Source organism: Sorangium sp. So ce295, from assembly GCF_051527405.1.
GTDB classification, from domain to species: Bacteria; Myxococcota_A; Polyangia; order Polyangiales; family Polyangiaceae; genus Sorangium; species Sorangium cellulosum_B.
The window spans coordinates 7,373,595-7,388,115 of record NZ_CP150324.1 but is presented as its reverse complement, the minus strand read 5'-3'; the positions used below and the strand labels follow the sequence as shown (position 1 = coordinate 7,388,115).

The window sequence follows — 14,521 nt, the reverse complement described above, 5'->3', positions numbered from 1 at the left end:
CTCGTGAAGCGGCGCCGGCGTTCAGCCGGCGGCGCTCGAGCAGGCTCGGATGAGCTCGGCCACGAGCGGCGGCAGCCGACCGGCGAGCGCGGCGCGCTCCGGCTGGAACAGCGTGGCGACGAAGAACGGATGGCCGTCGAGCTCCACGGCGCGCACGTCGCCGGCGTCGTCCTCGGCGCCGATGCGCAGCGGGCCCGAGACCAGCGCGGCCCGGAACTCCGGGTTCAGGCCGTAGCGGCACCGATATCCTTCCGTGGCCTCAGGGCGGCCGTACGCCCGCGCGATGCGGGTTCCGGCGTTGAAGCGAATCGTGCCGGTGGCCTCCACCAGCGAGCACGCAAGCGGCGCGATCACCGCGCGCTGCGCCTCCGGCGCGGTCTCCGCGTGCTCGGCGTCCGACCAGCCCAGCACATGGCGCGCGTACTCGACGACCGCGTGCTGGAAGCCCCCGCAGGTGCCGAGGAACGGGCGCCGCTGCTCGCGGGCGAAGCGGATCGCGCGCAGCGCGCCATCCATGCTCCGGTACGGGCTCGCCGGAACGCACCACAGGGCGTCGTAACGAGCCACCCGCGAGGCGTCGGTCACCTCCTCGGTCGGCACCCATTCAAAGGAGAGCGGCACGGATAGCGCCTCTCCCGCCAGCCGCAGCGCCACCGGGATGGCCCGGTGGGCCGTCACGGCGTCGTCGTGGTCACCGATGAGCCCAACATGAAGCATCGTCTGCATCGTAGCCTCAGCGCCGCCAGGTGTACGGCGGCGCGGTCGTCACCTCGGTGACCGTCGAGAGGCCCGCCCAGTCGGCGGGGACGAACCCGTAGAACGTGTTGCTCGATTTCGATGTGGCGACGAACTCGACATCCCCGAGCAGCTTTGCTGTTCCGGAGACGGACTGGCCATCGCCGAACCAGCCGAGCGGGTAGAAGGTGGTCTGCACGTTCGCCGAGCCGCTCACGTTGAACCCGCGCGCCTGGATGCCCGAGCCGTGTTGCCCGACCAGGCTGAGCGCGCCGACACGGCCGCCGGAGATCACGCCGTTGACGATGGTCGCGTGATCCTCGACGCGGACGTCGCCGCTCACCTCTCCGCCGAGGGGATGGTCGCGTAAGGACCGACGTAGACGCTCGACGGCGTGCCCGCGGGCGCGCAGCCGCCGCCGTTCGCGTGCCTCGTCGTGCCCCGCGGACACGCATCGAGCTGACCGTCCTGAAAGCCGGCGGGCCACGCTCCGACGAGCTCCACCATGTACGGATAGCGATAGATCGACGGGTACGCTGGCCCGTCCGACGGCTTCGTCCAGACCAGCTTCTGGTATTCGGCGTCGCGACCACGACCAGGTAGACGTGCCCGCCGGGGCTGACGCAGAAGTCCATTTCGCCGTCGCTCCCGCGCTGCAGAGGGCTGTAGCGCGATGTGGTCAGCTCCGGGTCCGTCGCGACGAGGCCCCAGCGCCAGCCGGAGTCGGCGCCAGCCTGCGTCACGCCCCGGAACACAACGCGCACGCTGGTCGCGTCCGATTTCGGGTGCAGGCGCACGACGTTGTAACCCCAGCGCTGCGGTGCCCAGTGATACGGCGAGACGAAGCGGCGATTCTGAGCCCAGTCCGCGTCGAGCGCCTCGAGGCGCGTGAGACGAAGCCGGCGATCGGTGCGGCCGTTCGACGTCATGTCGGCCTCGATCGAGCCGTATTTCGTCGATACACGCCGGAGGGATCGCCTCCGTCCGTGGGCGGAGGGTCCTTGTAGTCCCAGGTGATGTTGTGCATCGCCCACTCGCCGAACTCGTCGTTGAGCCGCTCGAGGTCCCAGCCACGGCTCAGCATGAGCTTCTGCCATGGGTCCCCTTGGCCGCGCGGCGCCTCGTAGGCCCACATGTCGTTGACGGCGCTGTAGCAGTGCTTGTCCTTCAGGAACTCGAAGAACTGCCAGTTGCAATAGCGATTCCGGGTGTTGCCGTAGTAGAGGTGCGGCATGTTCGGCAGCATGTCCGAGCAGTGCACGTTGTCCCGCCCTATCTGATGCGGCATCCAGTTCGCGTGGCTCTCGAAGATCCAGCAGCCGTCGCCGCCGCAATCGGGGAACGCCTGCGTCGTCGACTGCACGCCGTGCATGAACTCATGCGCGAGCCCCCACGGGTCGCGGGCGGCGTCGGGGCCGATCCACATCCCCGTGTAGTTGACGCCGTTGCGGCTCCACCCGCCGCCCCAGAGCGGGAAGCTGTTGTCGAAATGGACCGCGGCCTTCCAGTTGTCCGCTGATTTGCAGTACGGCTCGGGGAAGAAGATGGGGCTGCCGAAGTACGCGCTCCAGATGCTCTCGAGCGTGTCCGCCGCCTCCTCCGCCTGGCTCAGGTCGATGTCCGTCCCCTCGGGCCAGTAGAAGGCGAAGTGCGCCGACTCGTGGCGCAGCGGCGCGCGCGTCTCGCCGCCGTCGCGCGGCGCCCTCCAGGTGCCTGCCGTGCAGCTGGCCCCCGCGGTCTGGCAGCTCGTCGCCCACGCCGTGCTCGTCGTGCCCTGCTCGCAGGCGCCGGGGTTGCCGCTTGCAGCCCCGGTCGAGCCGCCGGTTCCCGCCGCCTCGGCCGTCGATTCACCGGTGCCGCCGGCGCTGCTGGTGCTGCCGGTGCTGGCTGCGCCTGACGTCGCCGTCCCTGAGGTCGCCGTCGTGCCGCCGCCGGACCCTGATCCCGGAGCAGGTTCCTCCGAAGCCTGACCGCACGCCGCGAGGAGCGCGGCGACGACGAGCGCGGAGCCGTTCACGAGAGGCCGGCAACTACAGACCGACCCAGGTTGAGACATGATCCAGATTGGACCCGAAGGCCCGACCCAGATCGGGGACTCGACGCAGGTCGTTCCAAGACCCGACCTAGATTTGCTCCCAAATCTTAACCTAGGTTGGGTTTGGATTAGAGGTTGGTGGAAGGGGATGGGCTGCGATGTCTGGAGGTGGTGAAAATAACATCCGAGGTGGAAGACGGCATGGCGGTCGCCACCTCTGGCGCAGTGATCGCCACGTGTGGGGCGTGGCAAGTGCTCGAAATGATTGACTACAATCTCTGGCACAGCGTTTGTTGATACGGACGGGCCATGAGCCACCCCCGCGAGATCTCGCCCGGCGCTACCTATATGATCACCCGTCGCGTCTTGCGTCGGCACCTGCTCTTGCGCCCCGACGCAGCGATCACCCAGCTCTTGGTCTACGCCCTCGCGGTCTCGGCCCGTCGCTTCCGGATCGAAGTACACGCGTTCTGCGCGATGTCAACCCATCTACACCTGGTCGTGACGGACGTGAATGGCGTCCTGCCGCGCTTCTTGCAGTTCTTTCATCGCATTGTGGCGCTCGGGACCAAGGTGCTTCGCGCGTGGGAGGGACCGGTATGGGACCACGAAGCCACGAGCGTTGTGCGCCTCCTGACGCGCGCTGCAGTCGTGGAGAAGATCGCCTACGTGCTCGCGAACCCTGTGGCCGCTGGCCTCGTCCGGCATGCGCGTGAGTGGCCGGGGGCGAAAGTCGATGTGAGAGAGCTCGGCTGCGGCGTGCTGCATGCGGCGCGTCCTGTGGCGTATCTTGATCCGGAAAATCCACAGTGGCCCGAGGAAGTGATGCTGCCTCTCGCGCTGCCACCGGCGGTCGAGCAGGACGGCATCGATGACTTTCGGCACTTGGTCGCCGCCGCGCTCAAGGAACAGGAGGCGCAGGCCCATGCGGCGCTGCAGCGGCAAGGGCGTCGCTTTCTTGGTGCTGAGCGAGTCAGCAAGATCTCCCCGTACGAGCGCGTCACGAGCTTCGAGGCGCTGGGCGAACGTAATCCGACCTTCGCCGTTGGCCGCGAGCAGGGTGATGCACGGCGAATCGCTGGTGCTGCGGTGCGGGCGTTTCGTGCGTCGTACCGCGCGGCGCTTGAACGGTGGCGCGCCGGGGTACGCGGTGTGGTGTTCCCGGCGGGAACCTGGTGGATGCGCACGTTCCACGGCGCCAGCGTGACGGACCTCAGGCTCGTGGTGTAGATACCGCATGGCGCCGTTCTCCGCGATGCGAGAAGCGCGGGAACGGGTTCGGCGCGTTGTTGTCGTGTCGTGGAGGACGTCCGTCTGGAAAAGCCGGAGCGGGCGGAGCGCTTGTCTGGCGCTGCGCGTACGCCCAAGAGTGGGGTATGCCGGGTCGAGTGCGTATGCGGCGATTGGAGCGGTGACTTTAGATAGGCTCTGACTGACAGGGCGGCGCTTATGGGTCGATAGGTGAGGCGAAGCGATTGAATCAACCCCGGTCATTTATGGATTGGGGGCGCGCAGATCCGGTGACCGACAACCCGGGTCGAGTTTCCTCTTGCGTACGCTTTCGTTCGATGGCTCAACCCGGGTGGGTCGTGCTGCGGGTCGGTCGGGTGATGATGGCTCAACCTGGGTCGGTCGGGTGGGGCGGGCCGCTGGGCCGCTGGGCCGCTCTCACCTGTACATACGGTCGATCCGCTCTTCGGGGGCGCGCGGGTCGAGCAGCAGGAGCGTTAGGTAGAACGCCCACTCCAGCGGCTTCATCGCGAGATAGACGAGATCCGCAGCCCAAGCGGCGCCGATGTATCGGCTCACGCGCAGCCCCATCCGGTCGTAGAGCTGGCGCGCCGCGCGGCCGAAGCGCGGCCAGCGCTCGTGCAGCAGATCCTCGAAGGCGTTGGCGATGGCGAGCTGGCGATTGACGAGGATCGGCGTGCCGCCCCGCCGTCCGAGCCGGATCGGGCGCACAAGCCAGGCGTGGCCGCGCGCAGCGACGGTGCACAAGTAGTGGCAATCACCGGGCAGCTTCACGATCGGGAGCTGCGACAGCGTGTACCCGCATGTGCGGGTGAAGACCTGGAGGGCGGCTGCCGGATGTCCCAGCCAGGCCGCGTGCAGGACGGCGTGAACCCCGAGCAGCAGCGGGGAAGCCGCGAGGGCGCGCCACAACGTGGGTCGGTGAATCGCGGGCCGCGGCGGGAGCGGGACTTGCGGCGGCCCCGCGCGATAGGCGGGATCGGCAGCGGCCAACGGAGCGGGCGCGCTGGCCTCGACGCCCCGCCTCAAGAGGCGAGCGCGCAGCTCGGCGGAATAGAAGACGACAGTGAACACCGGCGCTACGCACGGCAGGAGCAGCGGCGGCACGAGCAGGCCGGCCGCGACCCAGGGGCCGAAGTGCACCGCCAGCAGGACGTGGAGCGCAATTCCGACGAGCAGCGCTGCATGGACGACGAGCTCTGCAGGGCCAGGCAGCGCTTCTTTCCGGCGCCGTGACACGACATAGGCGAGCGCGGTGAGGGCGTGCAGCGCGATCAGGCCGTGGACTTCCGGCTCGGCGAGCGGCCGGAACGCCGTGGTGCCGGCGTCGCATGCCGAGACAGTGCACGTCCCGGGGGCATCATGGCTGTACGCCAGGCCCCAGGCGGGCAGGAGGAGCAGCGTGAGCACCTCGGCCGCCACCTGGAAGGGGTCGCGCCCCCGGCGTCGTATCGCGCGGTATGTCCATACGGTCAGGCCGATCCAACCGGCCAGCCCGAGCGCTCCGGCGGCGAAGATCGCGGCATCGAGTCGGACGAGCTGTCCCGCGCCGAAGAGCAGCGCCGCGAGCGCCGGAACGCCGTAGCCGGTGGCCACCAACGCGGCGAGGGCACCGTCTGTCAGTGAGAAGGGCCGCTCGGTCGGTGGCTGCTGCGGTCCGGTCGGTGACTGCTGTGGCCCGGGCGGTGACTGCTGCGGCTCGGTCGGTGGCTGCTGCGGCATGCGTCCACCATGCTAACGGCTCCAGTCCCAGGAGATCCATCCTGCGAGGTGGAGCGCGCGTGCCCATCGCCGTGACGTGGTTGGGTCCCGCGACGGCCCATGGCCCGTGGCGTGGTTGGGTCCCGCGACGCGCATCGCTCGTGACGTGGTTGCGTCCCGCGATGTCCCGCGATGGTTCCCGCGACGCGATGGACCGCGGGACGCGGCGCTAGCGCCCCGCGGGGCCGATCCGGCGGCCTTCGGTCGGAGGCTTCGGCCTGGAGGGCGTCTCCAGCACGAGCTCGCCGCCGTGGGTCAGCACGTGCCAGCGCGGATCCCGGGGTTCGGGGGGCGGGAGCCCCACCCTTCCTTTGACGTCCGGCGCAGGATTTGGACGCACGCGGAACCGCACCTGCCCGTCCCGCATCTCCATCAGCGTCAGGTCCTGGGAGACCTCCACGTCGCGCGCCAGGGGGAGCGCCGGCTGCCCTGGGCGATCCAGCGTCACATCGAGGCGTCTGCCGGCCGAGGCCGCGGGCGAGCTCGCGAGGAGCGCCGCGCCGCCGGGAGCGGGAAGCGCCGCGACGCCGTCCGGCGCCGTGATCCGGCGCCACGCCTGCGGTGCGCCGAGCGGCAGCGGGCTTCGCACGAGCGCCTGCAGCGGCTCGCGCTGCCTGGCGCTTGCGGGCGGCGCCGGCTCGAGCAGGAGCAGCGTGCCATCCTGCGCCGCGGCGATCCACTTGAGCGCCTCGGCCGGGGTCGCCTGGCTCCCTTCCGCGTGCCATGCACCTTGCGCGCCCCGCACGAAGAGGGTCGCGCCCCCGCCGCTTCCGCGGCAGATCAGCACGCCGATGCCGGCCGCGTTGTGCAGCGCGACCAGCTGCGGGCACCCCTCAGGCGCCGCGACTGGCATCACGGTGCTCGCGATGTGGTCGACGACCGCGAACGTCGGTGGCCGCCTGAGGTGCGCGGCGCAGGCGCTGCCGGGCGGTCGCGCGCTCATTGGTTCGCAGATCCCGTCGCCGAACGTCGCGATTTGTGTGCGTGTCGGCTGTGGCCGCGGCGTGGCGCTTTCGAGCAGGCAGAGCGCGCCTCCGCACGAGACGCCAGCCGCGCCCATGAGTCCGATACCGCCCACGACGCCCCCGTCGTCGCTTTTGCACCGCGGCTCCCGCCCGATCGCGGTGTCGCCGCGCCGGGGCGGCTCGGGCGCTGGCGGGGCGACGGATGAGCGGAACGAGCCGGCCTCGATGACGCGGATCGCGGGGGAGAGGTGCAGCGCGATGCCCAACGTGGGTCGGGCGTACAAGGACGCGGTATATAAGGACGCAGCAGCGGTCCTGGTCCACGCTTGGCCGTCGCGGCTCAGCACGGCGGGGCAGTTCGCATTGCCGTTCCAGATCCAGGATCCTGCGCGCTCCATCGATCGCGGCTGGAACGCAGATCGCTTCCAGGTCTGCCCGCGATCCAGCGAGAGGAACGTGTCGGGCGCCACCGGCTGCTGACCACGCGCCGGCGCCTGGACCACGGCCGCGAGCACGCCGTCGGGTCGCACGAGCACCGCGCGCACCGCCTTGCCAGGCGCGACGACGGCCGAGGTGAAGCTGCGGCCCTCGTCGGCGGAGACGCTGACGCGCTCTCCGGCCGCGGCCGCGATGAGGGCGCCGGCGGCGTCCCAGGCCGTCGCGCCAGGCACGCTGCCGCGCGGCTCGAAGCCGTCCGCCCTCAGCGCATCGCGGACGCCGGCGGCACGGTGGAGCGCGCCCTCCGGCGTGGCCGCATAGAGCGCGTCGATCTGCGGGCCGCCGACCCCAACCCAGGTGAAGCCTGCGGGCAGCTTCAGTGGGCCGACGACGCCGAGCTTCTCGTCGACCGCGAACGCTCCGCCCGCAGGGTCGGCGCCGCCTCCCTTCGCGGCGAAGATCGCCACGTGCTCGCCGAGGGCGATCTCGGTGTGCTCGCGGAACGGGTCCCGACCGGCCCTGGCCCGCTCCTGCTCTCCCAGGGGCGGCTCGACCCAGGTTGCCGGCGGGATGGCGGCGATCGGCAACGCCAGCGGAGCCGAGGGATCCACGGCCGGCGCGCTCGCGGCGCGCGCGGGCGCTTCCAGCGGGGCGGGGGGGATGGCGACCCAGGCCGGCGCGAGCGCCGCGGGGGCCGACCCGGCGGCGGGACCACACGAAGCCACGAGGAGCGGGAGGGGGAGGAGCGCGAGCCGCGAAGCCATCATGCAGGGAGGGTCACCTGGGCCACCTTTACCAGGCCCCCCGACGGGGATCACCAGGCGGGCGGTCGCCATGGGCCCCGCTGGCCATCGCCTCGGCCATCTGCTGAGCTGGACCCGTGCGCACACCGCGAACGCCGAGCCCCGCGAGCCTGTGCGCCGGACGAGCCGCAGGCGGCGCCCGCTCCTCGCCACGGCTCACCGACGTTGGGCGTGCAGGCGACGTGACGGGCGCGTGCGCCCCACGGACCACCGTGGAGCGAAGGCGCTTTGCCATCCTGGTCACGGCAGCGTGCGTCGCGGCGTGCACGCGAGAGCGCTCGTCCGGAGCGCCCGCCCAGACATCGCTCCCCATCCAAGCGTCGATCGCCGCCCCGCAACCCTCCGCGACGCCGCCGCCGGCGCCCGCACCGAGCGCCACCGTCGATGCGCCGTCGTGCACCCCGCACGACCGACCCACGAAGCTGTACTGGACGGAGGGGTGTTGCACGCCGGTCGTCGCCAAGGACGTTGTCGCGTGCCTCTCGGAGGCCGAGCGCGCCGCCGTCGGGTATGTGTCGGCCGAGCTCGTGAGCCACTGCGAGTGGGCCGAGCTGCCGGCCGACGACGCGAGAGGTCACCTGGACTGCCCGTATACCTCGGCCCTGGGCTTTGGCTATCAGTGCGAGGACAAACACCGAGATTTTCTGCGCCGCTGGTTCCAGGAAGACATGCCGAGCAGGTGTTCGCAGAAGCCGGATGCAGCATATCAACAGGAGGTCCTCGTCGAGCTCAATTTCTCCACCGTCGGCACGCGCACGACCGTCGACTACGACGCTGCCGGCACGACGGGGCCCGGCGGCAAGTCCTGGGCTTGGACCGAGACGCTCGTGTTCGAGCCCCGGGGAATCGAGCGGATGAAGCTTGTGCGCCGGACGGCCAAGGGAGACCGGCCGAAGGCATATTAGGCTGTACGATTGCCCGACGTCCGGAAATAGCTCGAAGGTGCGAACGCTCCTTCGGGGCCTGTGGCGTCGGAGCGAGGGATCCAGTCAATGGCGAGCGACCCCGAGGCCGGTGGGAGCCAAGAGGGTCGTCGCATGCAGGGCGGCGTCCACGCGCGAGGCGCGCCGTGACAGCCCTGCTTCTTCCGGGGATCTCCTGAAGATCGCGTCGAGGAGCACGCCGGCGAGGCGGCCGACCTCCGGGACCTCCCTGGCCCGTGGGCGCGGCAGATCCACCGCGACGCTCTCCACGATGCGCCCCTCGTCGAACACCAGCACGCGATCTCCGAGCAGGACCGCCTCCTCCACGTCGTGCGTCACCAGGATGGCCGTGAAGCGGCGCTGCGCCCACAGCGACTCGACGAGGCGTTGCGCCCCGATCCGCGTCAGGGCGTCGAGCGCGCCGAACGGCTCGTCGAGCAGCAGCTCCTTCGGGTCGTGGACGAGCGCGCGCGCGAGGGCGACCCGCTGCCGCTGACCTCCCGAGAGCACGCCCGGGTAGTCGTTCAGCCGATCTCCGAGCCCGACCCGGTCGAGCACGTCGCGCGCGCGCGTCGCGCCCTCTCGGCCCGCCGATGCACGTGTTCTCCAGCACCGTGCGCCAGGGCAGCAGCCGGGGCTCCTGGAAGACGACGCGCACCGCCTCGCGCGCCGCGACCTCCCTCGAGGCCAGGACGCGCGCCGCGCCGCGCGTCGGCTGCTCGAGGCCGCACAGGACGCGGAGCAGCGTGCTCTTGCCCGAGCCGCTCCGCCCGACGATCGTCACGAGCTCGCCAGGGCGGAGGTCGAGCTCGATGCCCGAGAGCGCGAGCCGGTCGCCGTACCGCTTGTCGACCTGCTCCAGCACGACACGCGCGCCGGCGGTCTGATCGCCCGAACCGCTCATTCGCTCACCTCGCCTCGAGCCGCTGCAGCGGCGGCTGCCACGGCAGGAACCGGCGCTCGAGCCACCGCGCCAGCGAGTCGGCCAGCTTGCCGAGGATGGCCCAGGGCACGATCGTGAGCACCAGGAGATCCATCTGCATGAACTCGCGGGCGTTCATCGCGACATAGCCCAGGCCCTGGCTCGCGCCGAGCGTCTCCGCGACGATGAGCACGAGCCACGAGAGCCCGAGCGCGAAGCGCAGACCCACGAGGATCGAGGGGAGCGCGCCAGGGAAGATGACCTCGCGGTAGAGCGCGAACCCCCGCACGTCATAGACCTGCGCCATCTCGATGAGCTGCGGATCCACGCTGCGCACGCCGTGGAACGTGTTCAGGTAGACGGGGAACAGCACCGTGATCGCGACGATGAAGAGCTTCGCGGTCTCGCCGAGCCCGAACCACAGGATCACGAGCGGCACGAGCGCCAGCGCGGGGATCGCCCGGAGCATCTGCAGCGGCCCGTCGATGACCAGCTGCAGCGGGCGCGAGAGCCCCGTGCCGAGGCCGAGCGCGAGCCCGACGGCCGCGCCGACGACGAGCCCGCCCACCGCCCGCAGCGCGCTCACGCCGAGGTGCGCGGGCAGATCGCCGCTCCTCGTGGCGTTCGAGGCGGCCACGAGCACCTCGACCGGCGACGGCAGCAGGCTCTTCGGGATGATCTGCAGCCGCGACAGCCCTGGGCGCCGGCGCGTCGCTGGCGGCATAGACGAAGGGCACGCCGCCCGCCTGCGCGAACACCGGCGGCGTCTCGCCGACGTGGCCGACGTCCACGGCGCCCGCGCGCATCGCCTCGAGCAGCGGAGGACCGGCCTGAAACTCGACCCACTCGGCGCGGGCGTTCCTCGCCTCGAGCGCCTTCGTCAGGGCCTCCGCGCGCTCCTTGAGGAGAAACGGCGTGCCGATCTTCTGGTACCCCAGCCGCACCACCACCGCCGCCCGCGTGTCCTCGGCCGCCTGCCCGGCGTTCGCCGCCTTCTCGCCCGTGGCGCCCGCCTCGCCGCCGTCGCGGCCGCACCCGAGCAGCAACAAGCTCGAGAGAGCTGCGCAGCCCAGCAGCGCGGAGCGGACCGTCGTGAACGAGATGTACCTGATCATGAGGGCTCTTTCGCCTCCTCTACAACCCACGTCAGCGCGTAAGGATGGTATTATGATGTAAAATTGCATCTATGGCGGATGCGTAGCGTAAACCTCGGTCCAGCAGCCGCTGTGCCAGGTCGAGGCGTGGCGCTCCGCGGGGGAGCACCCATGGAGGAGCGGTCGACTGCTGCTAAATCAGCAGTCGATCAGCAGTTGATGTTGCTGGGGGCGCAGCGGCGTCGCGGCGGCCTGCCCGGCGAGGTCCCTTGGCGCCGCGGGCTCCAGCGCGCGGCGGCGCGCGGTGCGGATCGTGCTCTCGCGCGCCTGACCCGGCGACTCACGGGCGAGGAGCTTCTCCATCGATGAACGTCTTCTGGTTTCTCCCGACGCACGGGGACGGCCGCTACCTTGGCACCGCCGAGGGCGCGCGCCCCGTCACGCTCCCTTATCTTCGTCAGATCGCGCAGGCCGCCGACGACCTCGGCTATCACGGCGTGCTGGTCCCCACCGGGCGATCGTGCGAGGACGCCTGGGCGGTCGCGTCGGCCATGATCCCGCTGACGCAGCGGCTTCGCTTCCTCGTCGCCGTGCGGCCGGGCGTCGTCTCGCCCACGTGGGCCGCCCGCATGGCGTCCACGGTCGATCGCCTGTCCGACGGCCGCCTGCTCGTCAACGTCGTGACCGGCGGCGATCCGGCCGAGTCCGAGGGGGACGGCGTCTTCCTGAAGCACGACGAGCGCTACGTCGTCACCGACGAGTTCCTCGGCATCTGGCGGCGCGTCATGGCCGGCGAGACGGTCGACTTCACGGGGCAGCACCTGCGCGTGAAGGGCGCGAAGATCCTCTTTCCGCCGCTCCAGGCGCCGCACCCGCCGCTCTACTTCGGGGGGTCGTCGCCCGCGGCGCACGCGCTCGCGGCGCGCCACGTCGACGTTTATCTGACCTGGGGAGAGCCTCCGGCCGCCGTGGCCGAGAAGATCGCGGACATGCGCCGCCGCGCGGCCGCGGAGCAGCGCACGGTGCGCTTCGGGATCCGCCTGCACGTCATCGTCCGCGAGACGGCCGAGGCGGCGTGGGCCGCCGCGAACGACCTGATCCGGCACCTCGACGACAGCACCATCGCCGCGGCGCAGCAGGCCTTCGGGCGCCTCGACTCCGAGGGGCAACGGCGCATGGCGGCGCTGCACAAGGGGCGGCGCGACGCCCTCGAGGTGAGCCCGAACCTCTGGGCCGGCGTCGGCCTCGTGCGCGGCGGCGCCGGGACGGCGCTCGTGGGCGACGCGGAGACGGTCGCGCGCCGCATGAAGGAGTACGCGGAGCTCGGGATCGAGACGTTCATCCTGTCGGGGTACCCGCACCTCGAAGAGGCCTATCGGGTCGCCGAGCTGCTCTTCCCGCGGCTCCCCGTCGAGCGGAGGACCGCAGGCGTCCGCCCGAACCTCACGGGGCCGTTCGGCGAGATCATCGCCAACGACATCGTCCCGCACCGATCGCAGAGCTGAGGCGGAAGGCCCCGCGCCGAGACGTCATTCGAGCTCCTCGGGGTCGGCGTCGTCGAGGGCGCGCCGTAGCAGATCGAGGTCGCTCATCGCCCTCTCGACGCACGACGCAAAGGCATCGAGGAGGGCCGGGTCGGGGCCCTCGATGAACGCGTTGCGCGGCCTGGCGGTCCGGGACGGGAACCGCGGCGCCCCTGCGCGGTGGCTTCGTCCGGGAATCGGCGGGGCCGTCACGATTTCGTGAAGGGCGACCGGGCCTGGCCGCATCCAGTGAGCAGAAGAGGGTTCGATGAACCCGGTCCACGCAGGTCCCGCGGCCGGGGCTTGACGGCCCCGAAGCGTCTGGACCTTCCCCCGGGCCCGCTGCCTTCGAGGACTCCCTCGAAGGCGGCTCGGCCGATCGTCACGTCGTGAGCTCCGAGCCTGCGCGTGGGTTCGAGGTCTGGAGTCCTTGACTCCATGCACGCTCGCGTCCGGCACTGTCACGCGCTCTTTTCGACACCACAGAGGTACAATGCGCAACGTCTCGTTCACCCATCGCAGCGGGTTTCTTGCTCTCTTCCTCGCGGTCTCCGCCTGCGGCACTGCGATGGAGGGCGAGGTGGACGAGGTCGAGTCGATCTCGGCCGTCCAGCAGCCCGCCGTCATCGGTGGCCGCAAGGTCGCGGCGATCTTCATCCAGTTCAAGAACGGAGCGAGTCCGGATTACACCATCGAACAGGTGTATGACCGCCTCTTTGGCAACGCGGATTCGACCGACAAGTTCTTCCGTGAAGCCTCCTACGGAAAGATGCACCTGACCGGTCACAACCACACCGACGGGGACTTTTACGGCTGGTACGAGCTCGACGTGGGGACCCCGGTCTGCGCCCAGCACGCCAACTACGTGGAGCTGGGCAGGGCGATGGCCGCGCAGGCGGGGGGCTACGTGGAGGCCAATTACCAGCACACGATGTTCTTTCTCGCCGAGGTGCCGGCGGGGTGTAGCGACGGAGCTGGAGCCCTGTTCTCCAATACGTATTTTTACCACGCCGAGGACTCTGGCACCATGGCACACGAGCTGGGGCACAACCTGGGCCTGAACCACGCCGACCTGCTGAACTGCGCCGACGCTTCTGGGAACTGGGTGTCGATGAGCCCGAGCTGCGCGCAGCCCAATCTGCCCAAGTGCGCAAACAGCGGCGAGCTCAACCCAGGGAACACGAGTTGCTGGCAGGAATACGGTGACTCGTTCAGCACGATGGGGGGGCAGTTCCTGCACTACAATGCTCCGGAGAAGGCGCGGCTCGGCTGGTTCGAGCCTGAGAACACCGCGACCGTCAGCGCGAGCGGGACCTCCATCGTCAGCGTCAAGCCGATCGAGCAGGCTTCGGACGGCGTGCAGCGGCTCGTCGTCCCCATCCCCGGCGGGGACGAGACGTACCAGGTTGAGTATCGCCAGCCGCTCGGCCTCTTCGACTCCCAGCGGTTCACGGCGGGCTCGCCGGTCGCGAGCGGAATCGTCGTGCACCGGGGCACGCTGGAGGGGACCCCGACGCGCATCGTCAACATGACGCCCTACGTGCCGATCAACGTAGCTAATTATCCCGCGAACGTCTCGCGCGAGGCGCTCCCCTGGGGTCATACGTTCGTCGATCGCGACGCGGATCTGGCCATCTCGTTGCTCGGGGTCTCGCCGTCCGAGGCGACGGTCAAGGTGACCCGCGGCACGGCGGCCGCGCCGATCCCCGCATGCGCCGACGCGCCCAGCCACTGGTACCTGAAGTGCGGCGCGACCGACACGACCTCGATGAACGCAGCGACCAAGCTCACGGAGGACGACGGCGCTCTCGTGCTCACGTACCAGGTCAGCCAGAGCATCGCGACCCAGAATGGTGGAGACGTCTGCACGCTCGTCCAGACGCACACCGCCGGTCAGTGGGATCCGTGCACCCAGTACTGGGTGCCGGCCGGCGGCACGCAGGCGTCGGGCCAGACGAAGACCCTCTCGCCCGACCTCGCAGGGTTCCGCATCACCTATCCGGCGCCCGGGAACTACAAGGCGTCCCTCAGCGCCTCGGGCGCGCTCAGCGTGACGCCCGCTCCCTGATCG

At 70.4% G+C, this 14,521-nt stretch carries 13 protein-coding genes and 2 pseudogenes; 4 read left to right on the top strand and 11 right to left on the bottom strand.

Translation table 11 applies throughout. The annotated features are described in order from the left end of the window. Window positions 1-21: 21 nt before the first annotated feature. The 5 genes and pseudogenes from WMF11_RS28040 to WMF11_RS28020 form a co-directional block, all read right to left on the bottom strand. On the bottom strand, window positions 22-726 hold the full coding sequence (locus tag WMF11_RS28040; RefSeq protein WP_437972884.1) for a CTP synthase C-terminal region-related (seleno)protein: 705 nt from the start codon (window positions 724-726) through the stop codon (window positions 22-24). A 7-nt stretch (window positions 727-733) separates the two neighbouring features. Beyond that, window positions 734-1,078, bottom strand: coding sequence for a hypothetical protein (locus WMF11_RS28035; protein ID WP_437979424.1), 345 nt, complete (start codon window positions 1,076-1,078; stop codon window positions 734-736). Continuing rightward, window positions 1,075-1,242, bottom strand: coding sequence for a hypothetical protein (locus WMF11_RS28030; RefSeq protein ID WP_437979423.1), 168 nt, complete (start codon window positions 1,240-1,242; stop codon window positions 1,075-1,077). The genes WMF11_RS28035 and WMF11_RS28030 overlap by 4 nt, the downstream gene beginning before the upstream one ends. Window positions 1,243-1,361: 119 nt before the next feature. Further along, window positions 1,362-1,664: pseudogene (locus WMF11_RS28025) on the bottom strand (DUF6055 domain-containing protein); the annotation flags it as partial. Next, window positions 1,661-2,752, bottom strand: coding sequence for a DUF6055 domain-containing protein (locus tag WMF11_RS28020; RefSeq protein WP_437972883.1), 1,092 nt, complete (start codon window positions 2,750-2,752; stop codon window positions 1,661-1,663). The pseudogene WMF11_RS28025 and the gene WMF11_RS28020, both read right to left, overlap by 4 nt. Window positions 2,753-3,079: 327 nt before the next feature. Here WMF11_RS28020 and WMF11_RS28015 point away from each other — a divergent pair, with 327 nt between their 5' ends. Beyond that, entirely contained in the window at window positions 3,080-4,000 is a 921-nt protein-coding gene (locus WMF11_RS28015; RefSeq protein ID WP_437902338.1) for a transposase, read from the top strand. A gap of 438 nt (window positions 4,001-4,438) precedes the next feature. Here the strand turns inward: WMF11_RS28015 and WMF11_RS28010 are convergent, their stop codons facing one another. Both WMF11_RS28010 and WMF11_RS28005 read right to left on the bottom strand, forming a co-directional pair. Further along, the gene (locus tag WMF11_RS28010) at window positions 4,439-5,617 is read right to left on the bottom strand and encodes a DUF6688 family protein (RefSeq protein WP_437972882.1); all 1,179 of its coding nucleotides are present in this window, start codon (window positions 5,615-5,617) and stop codon (window positions 4,439-4,441) included. A 334-nt stretch (window positions 5,618-5,951) separates the two neighbouring features. Further along, window positions 5,952-7,796, bottom strand: a complete 1,845-nt coding sequence (locus WMF11_RS28005) for a hypothetical protein (RefSeq protein ID WP_437972881.1) — start codon at window positions 7,794-7,796, stop codon at window positions 5,952-5,954. 404 nt (window positions 7,797-8,200) lie between these two features. On the opposite strand from WMF11_RS28005, the gene WMF11_RS28000 reads away from it, so the two are divergent. Next, entirely contained in the window at window positions 8,201-8,893 is a 693-nt protein-coding gene (locus tag WMF11_RS28000; protein ID WP_437902335.1) for a hypothetical protein, read from the top strand. Between the two features lie 84 nt (window positions 8,894-8,977). On the opposite strand, the pseudogene WMF11_RS27995 reads toward WMF11_RS28000, so the two are convergent. From WMF11_RS27995 to WMF11_RS27985, 3 genes and pseudogenes are all read right to left on the bottom strand, one after another. After that, a pseudogene (locus tag WMF11_RS27995) lies at window positions 8,978-9,815 on the bottom strand (ABC transporter ATP-binding protein). A 4-nt stretch (window positions 9,816-9,819) separates the two neighbouring features. Continuing rightward, entirely contained in the window at window positions 9,820-10,557 is a 738-nt protein-coding gene (locus WMF11_RS27990; RefSeq protein ID WP_437972880.1) for an ABC transporter permease subunit, read from the bottom strand. Between the two features lie 568 nt (window positions 10,558-11,125). Continuing rightward, window positions 11,126-11,290, bottom strand: a complete 165-nt coding sequence (locus tag WMF11_RS27985; RefSeq protein ID WP_437902331.1) for a hypothetical protein — start codon at window positions 11,288-11,290, stop codon at window positions 11,126-11,128. Window positions 11,291-11,292: 2 nt separating this feature from the next. On the opposite strand from WMF11_RS27985, the gene ssuD reads away from it, so the two are divergent. After that, window positions 11,293-12,432 carry an FMNH2-dependent alkanesulfonate monooxygenase gene (ssuD, locus tag WMF11_RS27980; RefSeq protein ID WP_437902330.1) on the top strand — a complete coding sequence of 380 codons (1,140 nt, stop codon included), beginning with the start codon at window positions 11,293-11,295 and terminating at the stop codon, window positions 12,430-12,432. A 24-nt stretch (window positions 12,433-12,456) separates the two neighbouring features. Here the strand turns inward: ssuD and WMF11_RS27975 are convergent, their stop codons facing one another. Further along, window positions 12,457-12,663 carry a hypothetical protein gene (locus WMF11_RS27975; protein ID WP_437972879.1) on the bottom strand — a complete coding sequence of 69 codons (207 nt, stop codon included), beginning with the start codon at window positions 12,661-12,663 and terminating at the stop codon, window positions 12,457-12,459. A gap of 280 nt (window positions 12,664-12,943) precedes the next feature. Here WMF11_RS27975 and WMF11_RS27970 point away from each other — a divergent pair, with 280 nt between their 5' ends. Continuing rightward, the gene (locus WMF11_RS27970) at window positions 12,944-14,518 is read left to right on the top strand and encodes a hypothetical protein (RefSeq protein WP_437972878.1); all 1,575 of its coding nucleotides are present in this window, start codon (window positions 12,944-12,946) and stop codon (window positions 14,516-14,518) included. Window positions 14,519-14,521 lie beyond the last annotated feature (3 nt).